The organism is Komagataeibacter europaeus LMG 18890 (genome assembly GCF_000285295.1).
Lineage (GTDB): Bacteria > Pseudomonadota > Alphaproteobacteria > Acetobacterales > Acetobacteraceae > Komagataeibacter > Komagataeibacter europaeus.
In genome coordinates this window covers 40,516-56,540 of the sequence record NZ_CADP01000008.1, presented here as the reverse complement: position 1 = coordinate 56,540, position 16,025 = coordinate 40,516, and the positions used below count along the sequence as shown (strand labels likewise).

14 protein-coding genes are annotated in these 16,025 nt (G+C 63.7%); 3 read left to right on the top strand and 11 right to left on the bottom strand.

All coding sequences use genetic code 11. From position 1 onward, the window contains the following. Nucleotides 1-25: 25 nt before the first annotated feature. The 6 genes from GEU01_RS05125 to hrcA form a co-directional block, all read right to left on the bottom strand. Nucleotides 26-796, bottom strand: coding sequence for a MotA/TolQ/ExbB proton channel family protein (locus tag GEU01_RS05125; RefSeq protein ID WP_010509183.1), 771 nt, complete (start codon nucleotides 794-796; stop codon nucleotides 26-28). Between the two features lie 87 nt (nucleotides 797-883). Then, nucleotides 884-1,339 carry a hypothetical protein gene (locus GEU01_RS05120; RefSeq protein ID WP_231289918.1) on the bottom strand — a complete coding sequence of 152 codons (456 nt, stop codon included), beginning with the start codon at nucleotides 1,337-1,339 and terminating at the stop codon, nucleotides 884-886. A gap of 115 nt (nucleotides 1,340-1,454) precedes the next feature. After that, a protein-coding gene (gene prfB, locus GEU01_RS05115; protein ID WP_157212814.1) for a peptide chain release factor 2 occupies nucleotides 1,455-2,586 on the bottom strand; the annotation gives its coding sequence in 2 pieces (ribosomal slippage) (nucleotides 1,455-2,516 and nucleotides 2,518-2,586; 1,131 coding nt in all). A gap of 65 nt (nucleotides 2,587-2,651) precedes the next feature. Beyond that, nucleotides 2,652-5,216 (bottom strand): penicillin-binding protein 1A, encoded by a 2,565-nt coding sequence (locus tag GEU01_RS05110; RefSeq protein ID WP_026018518.1) that lies wholly within the window; start codon nucleotides 5,214-5,216, stop codon nucleotides 2,652-2,654. A 110-nt stretch (nucleotides 5,217-5,326) separates the two neighbouring features. Beyond that, nucleotides 5,327-6,214: an aldo/keto reductase gene (locus GEU01_RS05105; protein WP_019085206.1), complete on the bottom strand. Its 888-nt coding sequence runs from the start codon at nucleotides 6,212-6,214 to the stop codon at nucleotides 5,327-5,329. A gap of 119 nt (nucleotides 6,215-6,333) precedes the next feature. Next, nucleotides 6,334-7,413: a heat-inducible transcriptional repressor HrcA gene (gene hrcA, locus GEU01_RS05100; RefSeq protein WP_010509173.1), complete on the bottom strand. Its 1,080-nt coding sequence runs from the start codon at nucleotides 7,411-7,413 to the stop codon at nucleotides 6,334-6,336. A 147-nt stretch (nucleotides 7,414-7,560) separates the two neighbouring features. Between hrcA and rph the strand changes: the two genes are divergently transcribed. Further along, entirely contained in the window at nucleotides 7,561-8,289 is a 729-nt protein-coding gene (rph, locus tag GEU01_RS05095; RefSeq protein WP_010509172.1) for a ribonuclease PH, read from the top strand. Next, on the top strand, nucleotides 8,286-8,903 hold the full coding sequence (gene rdgB / locus GEU01_RS05090) for an RdgB/HAM1 family non-canonical purine NTP pyrophosphatase (RefSeq protein WP_019085204.1): 618 nt from the start codon (nucleotides 8,286-8,288) through the stop codon (nucleotides 8,901-8,903). Before rph ends, rdgB begins: the two co-directional genes overlap by 4 nt. A 125-nt stretch (nucleotides 8,904-9,028) precedes the next feature. Here rdgB and GEU01_RS05085 read toward each other — a convergent pair whose 3' ends face one another. The 4 genes from GEU01_RS05085 to truB form a co-directional block, all read right to left on the bottom strand. Then, complete coding sequence (locus GEU01_RS05085; protein WP_026018516.1) at nucleotides 9,029-10,447, bottom strand: NAD(P)H-dependent flavin oxidoreductase; 1,419 nt, start codon at nucleotides 10,445-10,447, stop codon at nucleotides 9,029-9,031. Between the two features lie 92 nt (nucleotides 10,448-10,539). Beyond that, complete coding sequence (gene pnp / locus GEU01_RS05080) at nucleotides 10,540-12,675, bottom strand: polyribonucleotide nucleotidyltransferase (protein ID WP_019085202.1); 2,136 nt, start codon at nucleotides 12,673-12,675, stop codon at nucleotides 10,540-10,542. A 308-nt stretch (nucleotides 12,676-12,983) separates the two neighbouring features. After that, entirely contained in the window at nucleotides 12,984-13,253 is a 270-nt protein-coding gene (rpsO, locus tag GEU01_RS05075; RefSeq protein ID WP_025439775.1) for a 30S ribosomal protein S15, read from the bottom strand. A 24-nt stretch (nucleotides 13,254-13,277) separates the two neighbouring features. Further along, nucleotides 13,278-14,198, bottom strand: coding sequence for a tRNA pseudouridine(55) synthase TruB (truB, locus tag GEU01_RS05070; protein ID WP_019085201.1), 921 nt, complete (start codon nucleotides 14,196-14,198; stop codon nucleotides 13,278-13,280). A 253-nt stretch (nucleotides 14,199-14,451) separates the two neighbouring features. Here truB and GEU01_RS05065 point away from each other — a divergent pair, with 253 nt between their 5' ends. Then, nucleotides 14,452-15,423, top strand: a complete 972-nt coding sequence (locus GEU01_RS05065; protein ID WP_010509159.1) for an MlaD family protein — start codon at nucleotides 14,452-14,454, stop codon at nucleotides 15,421-15,423. A 169-nt stretch (nucleotides 15,424-15,592) separates the two neighbouring features. Here the strand turns inward: GEU01_RS05065 and rbfA are convergent, their stop codons facing one another. Beyond that, nucleotides 15,593-16,006: a 30S ribosome-binding factor RbfA gene (gene rbfA, locus GEU01_RS05060; protein WP_010509158.1), complete on the bottom strand. Its 414-nt coding sequence runs from the start codon at nucleotides 16,004-16,006 to the stop codon at nucleotides 15,593-15,595. Nucleotides 16,007-16,025 lie beyond the last annotated feature (19 nt).

Below are 16,025 nucleotides of genomic sequence, written 5' to 3'. Positions count from 1 at the left end.
ATCAGATCATGCGCGGGTGTCGGGCTTATTCAGCGGCGTCGTGCGTTTCATGGCGATAGCCGCCCATCAGGATCGACTGCACGTCAGCGGCGAAGTTGCGCACCTCATCCAGCGCGCCCTTGTTGCGGCGGACCAGCATGTTGTAGCCCAGCACCGCAGGCACGGCGGTGCCCAGGCCGATGGCGGTCATGATCAGCGATTCACCAACCGGACCCGCAACCTTGTCGATCGAGGCCTGCCCCGCGATGCCGATGGCCGTCAGCGCGTGATAGATACCCCAGACCGTGCCGAACAGACCCACGAACGGCGAGGTCGAACCCACGGTGCCGAGGAAGGCCAGGCCACCCTGCAGGCGGTTCTGGATGAAATCCACCGAACGCTGGATGGACATGGTGGTCCAGGAATGCAGGTCGATGGTTTCCTGCATCGTGCCTTCGTGGTGTTCGGCGGCCTTGATGCCGGTATCGGCGATGTAGCGGAAGGGCGAGGCGGTATCGAGCAGCGCCGCACCTTCCTTGATGTCATGGGCAGGCCAGAATTTCGCCTTCACTTCCTTGGCATCCTTCAGGATACGCGCCTGCTCGAGGAACTTGGTGATCATGATGTACCATGTCCCGACAGACATCACGACCATGATGATCAGCACGGTACGCGCAATGAAGTCACCATTCGACCACAGCGCGCCCAGGCCATACGGGTTGGAATCGGCAGCCGCCGCGGGGGTGGCGTAGGCAAGGGCGGGCAATGCAGTCAGCAGCGCGGCCGCGATGACTTGATTACGATGCTGTCGGGTCATTTACCTGAAATCCTCTGACGAAAGGGCCATGGGTCTGGCCTGCAACACATTTCATGACTGTTATCTGACCAGTCCGGGAGATGAAAATCAATCCACCTGTATCGATTTCGGAACAATTTCCGGCATGTGGACCCGTCGGTCACGCCCGATTACGGGGGCGGGAATGACGGGAACCAGCGGCTGGACCATGACCGGACGTACGGGCGGCGGCGCGGGCGGGACGGGCGGCATCGGTTCGGGAATGATCCGCAGCGTCACCGGTGGCAGGGGGCGATAGGGTTCGGGAAACATGGGCTTGGCCTTGGGCCGCAGCCCGTAGGCCAGCATCGACAGGACAACGACATGGACCGCAATGATCACGCCCACCACGCGCACGTACGGCGTGCGCCGTCGCTGCCTGGCCGCATAATCCAATCCCATGACTTCGTCAGACCACATGCCATTCCCGTCCAGACGCCACCAGCCAGCGCCCTTGGACCGGGGCTGCGCGCCATTAATTGCCAGACCCTGATTGGGCGTGGTCGGGGCGTATGTGTCAAGCACGATATGCAACAGGTACGGAACAAATTTACTGTTGCGGAACAATGGTTCCCGCCCGGCCATGAAAAAACCCCACGACCGGAAGCCGTGGGGTGCGCGGATGGGCGGACTGTCGCGGTTACTGCGCCTGCGCGCTGGCTTCCGACCGGGTCGCCCCCACGCGGGCGGCANGGGCGGCCGCCATGAAGTCATCAATGTCACCATCCAGGATGGCGTCCGGATTGGTTTTTTCCACGTTGGTACGCAGGTCCTTCACCAGCTGGTACGGGGCCAGCACGTAGGAACGGATCTGGTGCCCCCAGCCGATATCGGTCTTGTTCGCCTCGGTCTGGGCGGCGGCGGCCTCGCGCTTCTGCAGTTCCTGCTCGTACATGCGCGCCTTCAGCATGGTCATGGCCGTGGCGCGGTTGCGGTGCTGGGACCGGTCGGTCTGGCATGCCACCACGATCCCGGTGGGGATGTGGGTGATGCGGATGGCCGATTCCGTCTTGTTGACGTGCTGGCCGCCCGCGCCCGATGCACGGAACGTATCCACACGCAGGTCGGCTTCGTTGATCTCGATCTCGATCGAATCATCGACCACCGGATAGACCCACACGGATGCAAACGACGTCTGCCGCCGCGCCGCCGCATCAAACGGCGAGATCCGGACAAGGCGGTGCACCCCCGCCTCGGTCTTGAGCCAGCCATAGGCATTGGGGCCGCTGACCTGGATGGTGGCGGACTTGATGCCGGCCTGCTCCCCTTCCGAACTTTCCATCATGGTCACCTTGTAACCATGCTGTTCGGCCCAGCGGGTGTACATGCGCAACAGCATTTCGGCCCAGTCCTGCGCCTCCGTCCCGCCCGCGCCGGCGTTGACTTCAAGGTAGCAGTCATTGCTGTCCGCCTCACCCGAAAGCAGGCTTTCGGTCTCACGCCGCTTGGCTTCTTCCGCAAGCGCGCGCAGGCTGGACAGCGCTTCGGCCACGACAGCCGAATCGCCTTCCATTTCCGCCAGTTCCACCAGTTCGATCGTATCGTTCACATCGGCTTCAAGCCGCTGCACGCCCTCGATCTGGTTGGCCAGCAGCGTGCGCTCGCGCATGAGCTTCTGGGCGGCTTCGGAATCATTCCACAACTCGGGGTCTTCGGCCCGGTTGTTCAGCTCCGCAAGGCGGTCGATTGCGACATCCCAGTCAAAGATGCCTCCTCAGCAGTGCCACCGACTGCTTGATCTGGTCGTTCAGGGCCTCTGTCTCGGCAGACATGGGCTTGCTCCTCGCTCAACGGTAAACAATGCGGGCATGCGCGCGGCCGCCCGGCATAACGGGCGTCAATACAGGCCACCCATGCCAATGTCACCCCCGGAAGGCTGGGATGCGGCGGGGCGGGACGGCGCACCGGGATGGCCCGCGGATGTGCTGCCATCACCTGCCGCAGCCGGGCTGCCGGGCATGGTGGCCATGTCGGTTTCGGAATCGGGCATGTTTTCAGCACCGGTATCCGCCGCCGTCAGCGCCATGCCCGACCCCGCGCCAAGGTCAACACTGACCCCCGGCACCTGCCCGGGCTTGAAGGCGTCGATCGCCATGCCCATCCCGGTATCGTAACGGGCCAGCTGTACCCCTTCGGGCACGCGGAAATCAAGGCGTGGGCGGCTGGCCAGCGCCGTCTTCATGACCTGGTTCCAGATCGGACCCGCGATCGCGCCGCCGGTTTCGTTCTTGCCCAGCGACTGCGGGGTATCGAACCCGATCCATACCACCGTCACCAGATCGGGGGAAAAGCCCGCGAACCATGCATCATTGAAATCCTGGCTGGTGCCGGTCTTTCCCGCGATGGGCCGGTCAATGCCAGCCCCCGCGCGCACGCTGGTACCCCGGCGCACCACGTCCTGCATCATCGCCACGATCTGGCTGGCGGACGTGGCCGATACCACCTGCGGGCGGCTATCTTCCATCTGCGGGCCATCGGCGGCCATGCTGCCGGCCTTCCACGTCACGCCATCGGGGCGCCAGACAATGTTGCCGTTGCGATCCTTGATATCATCAACCAGGGTGGGCGTGACCAGCCTGCCGCCATTGGCGATGGTGGCATAGGCGCCCGCCTCACGCATGACAGTGGTTTCCACTGCCCCCAACGCCGCAGGCAGCACCAGCGGCATGGAATGGACCAGACCAAGCTTCTGCGCCAGGTCGGCCACCGGCTTCATGCCGATCTGTGCCGCAAGGCGGATGGTGACGAGGTTGCGCGATTCCCGCAATGCGTCATGCAGCGTGGTCGGCCCCCAGAAATCCTTTTCATAATTGTTGGGATGCCATTCGCCGTAGCTGACGGGAGAGTCATCGAATTTCTGCGAAGGGGAAATCCCCTGCTCCATCGCCGCCAGGTAGACGAAGGGCTTGAACGAAGACCCCGGCTGGCGCGCCGCCTGCGTCGCGCGGTTGAACTGCGATTCCTTGAACGACCAGCCCCCCACCATGGCCATGACGCGCCCGGTATGCACGTCCACCGTGGCCAGCGCGCCTTCCACGCGCGGCACCTGCCGCACGGCAACGCCGCCGCCATCAGCCTGTGGTTCGATCAGGATCACGTCACCTTCCTGCAATCCCTTGCCGGTGCGCATCCATGCCCGGTCACGCGCCAGCAGGTCACCGGTATGGGGAATGACGGGATCGCGCCCTTCCAGCCAGCCCACGCGCCCGGTGGCGGGGGACAGCACGACCGCGACCCGCCACTGTTCCAGCATGGCGGCGGGTGCCGTGACACGGGCCAGCGCATTGGCCCAGTCCCCGCCTGCATCCGCCGCATCGATATGCGCAAAGGCGCCGCGCCAGCCACCATGCGCGCGGTCATAGCGCAGCAGCCCGTCACGCAGCGCGGTGGTGGCCACCTGCTGCAGGTGGGAATCGAGCGAGGTATGAACCGACAGCCCGCCTTCCATCGTCGTGCCGATGCCATAGCGTTCGATCAGTTCACGACGCACTTCCTCGGCAAACCATTCGGAACCGGGGACCGGGCCGGGGCGGGTGAAGTTGGCGGGCACCAGCGGCTCCTGCTGGGCCGCGCGCGCTTCCTCGGGCGTGATGACCTTCAGGTCCGCCATGCGGTCCAGCACCCAGTTACGCCGGTTGGTCGCCGCCTGCACGAAGCGGTGGGGGTTGTAGTTGGTGGGCGACTTGGGCAACGCGCCAAGAAAGGCGGCCTCGGCATTGTCCAGCTGGTCCAGCGGCTTGTTGAAATAGGTCTGGGCCGCGGCCCCGATGCCGTAGACCCCTTCGCCAAGGTAGATTTCGTTCAGGTAGATCTCAAGGATCTGTTCCTTGCTCAGCGTCTGCTCCAGCCGCATGGCCAGCAGCGCTTCCTTGATCTTGCGGTCAATGGAGACCGCATTCGACCCCAGCAGCATGATGCGCGCGACCTGCTGCGTGATGGTCGAGGCCCCGATGGGACGGTGCTTCGTCCCGTGCATCATCATGTCGGTCAGGCCCGCGCGCAGGATGGCCATGGGATCGACACCGCCATGGGTGAAGAATTTCTGGTCCTCCGCCGCAAGGAAGGCATCGCGCACGCGTTCGGGTATGGCGCTGTAGGGCACGAATATGCGCCGTTCCGCCGCCAGTTCCGCCATGACCTGGTCATCGCCCGAATACAGGCGGCTCATGACCGGGGGCTGGTAGGTACGCAGGCCGTCAACCGTGGGCAGGCCCTCGCTCAGGCGTTCATATTCCCCCCATGCCAGAAGGGCCGCTCCACCACCGCCCAGCAGCAGGACGGCAAGCGTGCTGCCCGCAAGCCAGCGCACCATGCGGTAACGTGGGCGGCGCGGGCCGCCAGCGCCTGGGCGTGAGGGTCCATCAATCCGGCCATCGCGGCCTGATCCGTCAGCAAGCGTCATCCGGTATCCAATAGGGAAAGAAAGGGGCGGTTCTGTGTCGAGGCCCCTGTCTAGCATTGTCCGCCGCCGCCGTCGCCCCCGATCCGCCGCACATGGGGCGTGCCGCCCCCTTACGCGCCGTTACGGCTGGCCCATTCCGCGCGCCCGTCGTTATCAAGCTGCTGGAATTCCTCATGGCTCAGTTCAATGGCGGCAGCGACCGCATTATCGGCCAGATGGTCGGGGCTGCTGGTGCCGGGAATGGGCAGCATGACCGGCGCACGGCGCAGCAGCCACGCCAGCGCGATCTGTCCGGGCTGCACGCCCTTCTCGCTGGCCAGGCGGGTCAGCAGGGTATCGCCCTTCGTCAGGCTGCCCGCCGCCAGCGGCGCCCACGGGATGAAGCCGATATTTTCCTTCGTGCAGTAATCCAGCACGTCTTCGGAATAGCGGTTGACGAGGTTGAAGCGGTTCTGGACCGTAGCGACCGGGAAATACAGCCGCGCGCGCTCGATCATCTCCACCGTCACTTCGGACAGGCCGACATGGCGGATCAGCCCCTGCGCGCGCATGGCGGCAATGGCCTCGAACTGCCGTTCGGGCGTGCAGTCAGGCCCCACGCGGTGCAGTTGCCACAGGTCGATGCGTTCGACCCCCAGCCTACGCATGCTCATCAGTACGCACTGCTGCAGGTAGTCGGGATTGCCCACCGGCTTCCAGATATCGGGACCGTGGCGCGTATGGCCGCCCTTGGTGGCGATGATGGTATCCGTGTAGGGATGCAGCGCCTCGCGGATCAGGTCCTCGCTGACAAACGGACCGTACGCATCCGCCGTATCGACGAAGTTGATGCCCAGTTCCGGCAGGCGGCGCAGGGTGGCCAGTGCCGCGGCACGGTCGGCGGGTTCACCCCATATGCCCTTTCCCGTAATGCGCATGGCGCCAAAGCCAAGCCGCGTGACCTCCAGGTCACCACCAATCATGAACGATCCGGACTGCCTTGCATCGGGCGTGAACATGCCATTCTCCTTGCGCGTTGGGCGACCCTGCGCCTGTGTGGGCACGGGACGCGTGTGGCGGGTCTGTGCCACACATTAAGGACCGCGGGCGGCGTGGGTTGCATTGCAATCCCGTCGCCTCAGCCCAGCATCCGCCCGATCACCCGCGCCGTGTAATCCACCACGGGAATGATGCGGGCATAGTTGATGCGGGTGGGACCGATTACGCCAATCGCCCCCACGATGCGGTTGGAATCGGTGCGCGCGGGGGCGACCACCACCGACATTCCCGCCATGCCGAACAGCCCGCTTTCCGCACCGATGAAGATCCGCACCCCTTCGGATTCGCGCGCAAGGTCGAGCAGGCGCAGCATGGTTTCCTGTGTCTCCAGCCGTTCAAACAGCATCTGGATCGTGGTCAGGCGTTCGATTTCCGTCACATCGGCCAGCAGGCGGCCCTGCCCGCGTATGAACAGGGTGCCGCCGCGTTCATCGGCGTCGCTCCATGTCGCAAGGCCGCTTTCCACCACTTCCGCCGTCAGGTGGTCCAGTTCGTTGCGGTTGGCCGTCATGTCGGTGCTGACCGTCTCCCGCAGGCGGTCCAGCGTCTGGCCCGACAGGTGGGCGTTGAGGTAATTGCCCGCCTCCACCAGTGCGGAAGGCGGCAGGCCGGGCGGCGTCTCGATCACGCGGTTTTCCACCTGTCCGTCCGCACTGACCAGAATGACCAGCGCACGCCCCGGGCCAAGGGCCACGAATTCGATATGCTTGATGGTGGCGCCATCGCTCTTGGGGGCCATGACCAGTCCCGCAGCCGATGACAGGCCCGACAGCATGGACGATGCCTGCGCCAGCGTATCCTCCAGCGAACGGCCCTTCACGTCCAGCATGCCCGCGATGCTTTCACGCTCCTCCTCGCTCAGGTTGCCGAACTGCAGCAGGCCATCGACAAACAGCCGTACGCCCTTTTCCGTGGGCAGCCGTCCTGCCGATGCATGCGGGGAAAACAACAGCCCCGCGTCGGTCAGGTCCGCCATCACATTGCGAATCGTGGCAGGGGAAAGCGACAGCGGCAGGCGCTGCGACAGGGTGCGCGAGCCCATCGGTTCGCCCGTTTCGACATACTGCTCCACGATCTCGCGCAGGATCGCGGCAGAACGCGCATCAAGCCCGGACAGCAGGGCTGGCTGCGATACCTGTGGTCGGTTTTCCATCGCCATGCCCCCTGTGTTGCACGTATCCATTCACCATGCGGACCATCCGCGTCCCCATCATAGCAGATCCTGTCCCGTCCTGCCCACGCGGGACTGGAAATCGGGACGGATTGCAGGCTATGCCGCCCCATCACCTTGCGGAGTTTTACGCCCATGCGCCCATCCGGCCGCGCCATTGACGCCCTGCGTCCCGTCTTCATCCAGCCCGGCTTCGCCCACCATGCCGAAGGGTCCGCCCTGATCCGCATGGGCGGGACCGAAGTCCTGTGCGCCGCCACGGTCGAAACCCGCGTGCCCTCCTTCCTGCGCGGCAAGGGACAGGGCTGGGTCACGGCGGAATACGGCATGCTGCCGCGCGCCACCCACAGCCGGGGCCAGCGCGAGGCCGCGCGTGGAAAGCAGACCGGCCGCACACAGGAAATCCAGCGCCTGATCGCCCGTGCCCTGCGCGCGGTGGTGGACCTGAAAGCGCTGGGCGAAATCTCGGTCACGGTGGACTGCGACGTGCTGAACGCCGATGGCGGCACGCGCTGCGCCGCGATTACCGGGGCATGGGTCGCACTGCGCCTGGCGCTGGAAAAACTGGTGCGCGACGGCACCCTGCCCGCCCTGCCGATCAAGGGACAGGTCGCGGCCATATCCTGCGGGCTTACGGATGACGGCCCGGTTCTGGACCTGGACTACAGGGAAGACAGCACGGCCAGCGCCGACGCCAATTTTGTCCTGACCGCCGATGGCGGCATTGTGGAAATTCAGGGCACGGCGGAAAAGGATCCCTTTACCGAAGCCCAGTTCAACACCCTCATGCGGCTTGCCCGCACCGGCACGGCTGAACTGTTCCGTATCCAGACCGCCATCGTGGAAGAGGCATTGAAGGCATGAACACAACCCCCACCCGCCTGAACCGTGGCTACACACTGGTTCTGGCCACCCATAACCGGGGCAAGATCGCGGAATTTGCCGCGCTGCTTGCGGGATACGGCATCCGTGTCGTCTCGGCTGGCGAACTGTCCCTGCCCGAGCCGGAGGAAACCGCCGACAGCTTTACCGGCAATGCCGCCATCAAGGCCGTTGCGGCAGCCAAGGCCGCCAACCTGCCCGCGCTGGCGGATGATTCGGGTTTCTGTGTCGCGGCGCTGGATGGCGCACCGGGCATTTTTTCCGCCCGCTGGGCTGGCCCGCAAAAGGATTATCCCGACGCCATGCGCCGCATCCATGACCGGATCGGCGATAACCCGGACCGCAGCGCGTGGTTCATTTCCGTCCTGTGCCTTGCATGGCCCGACGGGCGGACCGAAACCTTTGAGGGGCGGATTGACGGTCATGTCATCTGGCCACCGCATGGCGAAAACGGCCACGGCTATGACCCCATCTTCGCCCCCGGCAGCGGCACCCGCAGCTTTGCCGACATGACCGATGCGGAAAAGAACGCCATAAGCCATCGCGCGCTGGCTTTCGCGTTGTTCCGCGATACCTGCCTTCCTGCAACCGCATAAAACAGCAGTTTTTGGTAAAGCTTTTTCAAAAAAGGCGGCACCCCAAAACTTCCGTTATTTTTATAATGAAACAGGCCGGTTTCCTTACGGGGACCGGCCTGTTTCATATGGTATGGACCACCAGCCTAACGTCCGGTCATGATCCGCTCCAGCAGTTGCGCCACGGTGGGCACAAAGCCGTTGGCATAGAATGGGTCGGTCGCGAAACGCCATGCGTTCGTGCCGCCGAACATGAGGTTGTGGTCAATCACCTCCGCCTGGTCCGGCCCATGGGCATGGGCCGCCGCCTGCAGCGTTTTCTGGATGCAGTAGGAACGCGGATCCGCCTTGTGCCCGTTGGAATAGGCAGGCGGCTTCTGCGACCAGTTGGAAAAGCGGCATTCCGACAGGCAGCCCATGCAGGCCCCCTGATCGGCCAGGATTTCCCGTGCCCGTTCCGGGGCCACGAACACCAGCGTATTGTCCGGCGTGCGCATGGCCTCGGTATGGCCTTCCTCGATCCACAGCCGCGCGCGCTGCGCATCGGCCGGGGTGACATAAACCTGCCGCCCACGCGCGCCGATGGCCAGCGCCGCCGTGTGTTCGCCCAGTGCTTCAGGGGAGAACGGAATCTGGCGTTCCGACCGCCCCCGCAATTCGCGCAGGAACGAATTGTTCACCGCGGATGAATAAAAGCCGGTGGGCGAGAAACGGTTGAGGAACACATCCCCCTTCTTCAGCGTCAGCAGGCGCTGCTTCCATGCGTCGGGGATCGGGCTTTCGCGCGTCAGCAGCGGCCGGGTGCCGAACTGGAACACGATTGGCCCGAGTTCAGGGTTGTCGATCCAGTCCTGCCATTCCTCCAGCCACCATACGCCACCGGCCATGATGATGGGGGTATCATCCAGGCCAAAGGCACGCATCTGCTTACGCAGCGCCAGCACGCGGGGGAAAGGGTCTTCCGGCGCCAGCGGGTTTTCGGTGTTGGACAGGCCGTTATGGCCACCCGCACGCCACGGGTCTTCATACACCACCGCACCCAGCAGTTCGCCCGTCTTGTGGTACGAACGCCGCCACAGGGCGTTGAACGCACGGGCGGACGATACGATGGGATAATAATGAATGCCGAAACGCGCCGCGATTTCCGACAGGCGATACGGCATGCCCGCGCCACAGGTCAGGCCCTGGATCATGCCCGGCGCACCCTCCAGCACCCCGTTTATGACGCGTTCCGCACCACCCATTTCCCACAGGATATTGGCATGGATACGTCCCCTGCCACCTGCGATTTCATGCGCGATGCGGGCCTGTGCGATCCCGCCGCGAATGGCGTAATCGATCAGTTCCTCGTGCCGCTCGCGCCGTGTTTTACCATGATAGATCTGCGGGACGACGTTGCCATCTCTGTCATAGGAATCGGCATTCACGATCGAGACCGTGCCAGCCCCCCCGGCTGCCGCCCAGTGCCCGGCGGATATGCCGGTTGAGATCGAGACGCCTTTCCCCCCTTCGACCAGGGGCAGAATATCCGTCCCGCCCATACGGATCGCATTGATCGGCTTCATCACCATTCCATCGTCATGTGTCTGCCCGCGCGGCGGGGCGCCCATACCGGGCACGTCCCGCCGCCGGGTGTCATACAAGCCGGAGCCGCGTCTTAGCGCGCGGGCGCACGACCGGGCTTCGCGCCCACTGTCTCGGTAATATCGGCACCGGTATCCTGATCGACCACGCGCATGGACAGCTTGACCTTGCCGCGATCGTCAAAGCCCAGCACCTTTACCTTCACCTCGTCTCCCTGCTTGACGACATCAGTCGTCTTGGAGACACGGCCCTGCGCCAGTTCGGAAATGTGAACCAGCCCGTCACGGGGGCCAAGGAAGTTGACGAACGCACCGAAATCAGCGGTCTTGACGACCTTGCCGTTATAGATGTGGCCCACTTCGGGTTCCGCCACGATGCCACGGATCCGTTCGATGGCCTTTTCGGCCTGATCGTCGGACGACGCGGCGATCATGATCGTGCCGTCATCGTTGATGTCGATCTTCGCGCCCGAATATTCAACAATCTCACGAATAACTTTACCGCCCTGGCCGATCACGTCGCGGATCTTTTCCTTCGGCACGGAGATCGTGGTGATCTTCGGCGCGGAGGAGGACACGTCCGAACGGCCTTCGGTCAGCGCCTTGGCCATTTCACCAAGGATGTGCAGGCGACCCTGACGGGCCTGACCCAGCGCGATCTTCATGATTTCCGGCGTGATCGAGGTGATCTTGATGTCCATCTGCAGCGCGGTCACGCCCTGCTCGGTGCCCGCCACCTTGAAGTCCATGTCGCCAAGGTGATCTTCATCGCCAAGAATGTCGGACAGGACGGCGAAATCCTCGTCTTCCTTGATCAGGCCCATGGCGATGCCGGCTACCGGACGCTTCAGCGGCACACCCGCATCCATCAGCGCAAGCGACGTGCCGCACACGGTCGCCATGGATGACGAGCCGTTGCTTTCCGTGATCTCGGACACCACGCGCATGGTGTACGGGAAGGTGTCCTTGCCCGGCAGCAGCGGGTGGATCGCACGCCATGCCAGCTTGCCGTGGCCGATTTCACGACGGCCGGGGGAACCCATGCGCCCGCACTCACCGACCGAGAAGGGCGGGAAGTTGTAGTGCAGCATGAAGTTGTTGCGATATTCGCCTTCCAGCGCATCCACGATCTGCTCGTCCTGCCCGGTGCCAAGCGTCGCGACCACAAGGGCCTGCGTCTCGCCACGGGTGAACAGGGCGGAACCGTGCGCGCGCGGCAGGATGCCGACTTCGGACACGATCGGGCGGATCGTTTCCAGATCACGGCCATCGATACGGAAACCGGTATCCAGCACCTCGGTGCGGACCACGTCGGCTTCCAGATCCTTGATCATGGGCTTGGCGGCATCGGCGTCGGCCTCACCGATCTTGGCGAGGATGGCGTCACGGGCTGCGGCGACCTTCTTGTAGCGCACCTGCTTGGCGCGTTCCTTGTAGGCATCGGCGATCAGGGCGCGACCGACCTTGTCCACCTTCTTGCGCAGCTTGATTTCCTCGGCCGTCGGCTCGGCCAGTTCCCATGGGGCCTTGGCTGCGCTTTCGGCCAGGTCGATGATCGCATCGATCACCGACTGGAAGGCTTCGTGACCGAACGTCACCGCACCCAGCATCACTTCCTCGGACAGTTCCACGGCCTCGGACTCAACCATCAGGACGCCTTCGGACGTGCCGGCCACGACCAGGTCCAGTTCGCTTTCCTTGAGCTGGGAAATGGTCGGGTTCAGCACGTACTTGCCGTTGCTGTAGCCAACGCGGGCCGCACCCACGGGGCCGAAGAACGGAATGCCCGACAGCGTCAGCGCGGCCGAACAGCCGATCAGCGCGACGACGGCAGGGTCGTTTTCCATGTCATGGCTGAGCACGGTGGCGACGACCTGCACTTCGTTGCGGAAGTTTTCGGGGAACAGCGGCCGGATCGGGCGATCGATCAGGCGGGAGTTCAGGACCTCGGCCTCGCTCGGGCGACCTTCACGCTTGAAGAAGCCACCGGGGATCTTGCCCGCGGCGTAAGCCTTTTCCTGATAGTTGACCGTCAGCGGGAAGAAATCCTGTCCCGGCTTCACGCTCTTGGCGCCAACGGCCGTGCACAGCACCACCGTGTCGCCATAGGTTATGACAACCGCGCCGTCGGCCTGGCGGGCGATCTTGCCCGTTTCCAGCACCAGCGGGCGGCCGCCCCATTCGATTTCCTTGCGAAAATAATTAAACATCCAGACAACCCTGTCCGTTGACTGCCGCAATGCAGGCGGGCCGGACATTGGAACGTTGATGGCAGCGCCTCGGACGGCATGGAGTGATGACGGCACATACCGCCAGAACACCATGTGGCCTGAAACGCTGCGATCCGGTCCGGATATCTCCGCCGTGGCGTCGGCAGCGTGTTGATGGCACCCGTTTTGGTCACGGATGCCGGAAGATAGCCGACCCGACCGGACACGGGCATGCGGGTGCATGCGCCGTGCCCGTGCGGATCGTATGGCAGGAACGCATTATGACCGCGTTCCCGCCATGTCGCAAATCAGCGACGCAGGCCGAGGCGCTTGATCAGCGTTTCGTAACGGGCCTGGTCCTTGCGCTTGACATAGTCCAGCAGGCGGCGGCGACGGCCGACCAGCATCAGCAGGCCACGACGCGAATGGAAATCCTTCGCGTGGGTCTTCAGGTGATCGGTCAGGTTCACGATCCGCTCGGTCAGCAGGGCAACCTGTACTTCCGGCGAACCCGTATCCGTCGCGGCATTGCGGTATTCGCCAATAAGCGCCGTGCGGCGTTCAGCAGTAATCGACATCGTCATCTCCATTGATCATTCGGTTCACAGCATGCGTACCGATCGCAGCAGGCCCCCTTCGGGACGGCACAGCCCGACCACACGCGCCCCGTCCATCGCACGCACGACACCCGAGCGGGGGTCGGCGCGTTCCGGCATCCGGTCCGCCAGCTGGTTCAGGTCAATCGCCTGGCCAAATGACAGGGCATCCGCTTCCTCACGGGTCAGGGCCAGCGCCGGGATGTCGGCCAGCGCGGTCGCGACCGGAAGCAGCAGATCCGGTGGAGCAGGCGCGTTGTCGGCGCTTGCGACAATTTTGTCCAGTGGAATCGCATGGGATTCATCAAAAGGCCCGACGTTCAGCCGCCGCAGCGCCGCAACATGCCCCACCGTGCCACAGGCCAGGGCGATATCACGGGCCAACGCGCGCATGTACACGCCCTTGCCCGATTCCACTTCGAACACCGCCGTATCGGCATCGGGGCGGGCAATCAGTTCAAAGCGGTCGATCCGCGCGGGACGGGCGGCCAGTTCGGGCGCGTTGCCCGCGCGCGCCATGTCATAGGACCGCTTTCCCCCGACCTTCAGCGCCGAAAAGACCGGCGGCACCTGCATGATGTCACCACGGAAGGCGGCAAGGGCCGACTCAAACGCGGCATTGTCGGGCCGCACGTCGGATATGGCGGTCACGCTGCCTTCCGCATCATCACTATCGCGCGCTTCCCCGATACGCAGGGTGAAGTGATAGCGCTTGGTGCCGTCCATTATATAAGGCACGGTCTTGGTCGCCCTGCCAAAGGCCACGGGCAGCAGCCCCGTCGCCAGCGGGTCCAGCGTGCCGCCATGCCCCGCCTTGGCCGCATCAAACAGGTAGCGCACGCGGCCCACGACCTGGGTGGAGGTCATTCCCAATGGCTTGTCTACTATCAGCCAGCCATCCAGCGGGCGTCCACGTTTGCGTCCCATTGCAGGCACCTTGATCCATGAAGGGGGAATGCCGTGCGTTTAGACGAGGCACGCATGCACGGCAATGCCCCATTCCGTCACGGGGGCTGGCCGCCCACGCCACACGTGGTAAAAGGCGAAGCGGGCACATGCCTGCCATCCCTGCTGCCCGCTTTGCCAGTCGTGGATGTAATGTCATCTTGCAGCAAACGGACACATGGCCAAATGCGTCCGCAATCGTTTTTTATTCTGCGTCTAGGGAGACCTGAACACCATGGCTGAACGGCAGACCACGGTCGGTGCATTTGTGTTGGGTGGAGCCCTGCTTGGTGTGACGGCCATAGCGCTGTTCGGACAGTTTCATCCCTTTTCCCCCACCAGTCGGGCCGTGGTGGTGTTCGACAGCCCGATCAACGGGCTGGGCGTTGGCGCACCCGTCACATTCGATGGGGTGCAGGTCGGTCACGTGGACCATATTGCCGTCCAGTTCGATCCCCAGACGCATCAGGCCTACATTCCCGTCACCCTGGAACTTCAGGCCAATGGCGCACACATGGCAGGCAGCCATGGCAAGGTTCTGGACAGCCGCGAACTGCCGAAACTGGTGGAAAACGGGCTGCGCGCCGAACTGCATATGCAGAGCTTTGTCACGGGCCAGGAAGAAATCGACCTGACCTTCGATCCCAGCGTGCCTGCGCACCTGCATCCCGGCATCAGCCCGCTGCCGGAAATCCCTGCGCGTGAATCGGAAATGCAGAAGCTGACCGACGCACTGACGGCGCTACCGCTGAAGAATATCGCCAACAATGCCGACGCCATGCTGGTCAGCATCCGTACGCTGGCGGACAAGCTGGACAAGGATCTGCCCCCGCTGGTGGACAGCGTGCGCGCCACGTCCGACCATACGCGGGTGACGGTAGATACCGCGACCGATGCGATCCGTGACCTCGACCACCATATGGATACAACGCTGGCGTCCATCAACAACCTGGCCGATACCGGCACGGCGCAGCTGGATGCGCGTGGCAGCGAACTGCATACCCTGCTGGTCAATTCCAATGAAACGGTGACCGAGGCCAAGGGCGCGCTGGCTGGCCTGCATGACATTACCGCGCCCAGTTCCGCCGATCGTTCCAATATCGATTCGTCGCTGCGTGACCTTGCCGCCGCCGCCGCCGCCCTGCGCGGGTTTGCGACCGATGTGGAACGCAACCCGCAGCTGCTGCTGATGGGGCGGCGTAACTGATCCCTTTCCCAGATCGGGACCATAAAAAAGCCGGTCTGGCATTACGCCATGACCGGCTTTTTTATAGGAAGAACAAAGGTTTTTTAGGTGCCACCTTTTTTCAAAAAAGGCGGTGTTCTTTGAAGCATTTGTTCAGTGGGAAGGCGATCCAGCCGTAAAGCCGAACGGATCAGTCCTCCAGATCCCGCCTGACTTCCGGCTGACGCAGCATGTTATCGACCTCCATCGCATAATCCAGCGCCGTATCGGGCTGGAAATGCAGGTCGGGCACACCCCGCAGCCGAAGCGCATGGGACAGGCGCGTGCGCAGGAAAGGCGTCACACGCTTGAGCGCAGGCAGCAGTTCCGCCACATCGCTACGCCCCAGGCGGGCCACGAATACAGTGGCGTGCTTGAGATCGGGCGAGATACGCACCTCGGTAACCGTAATGCGCACATCCGCCAGATCCGGGTCACGGAATTCTGTACGGGCAAAGATTTCCGCCAGCACGCGACGGACTTCTTCCGCCACGCGCAACTGCCGCTGTGAGGGGCCTGATGCGGAATGGCCGGCAAGTTTCCCTGCCGGCCCGCTCTCGCTCATCCCTTTTCTGGATGAATTA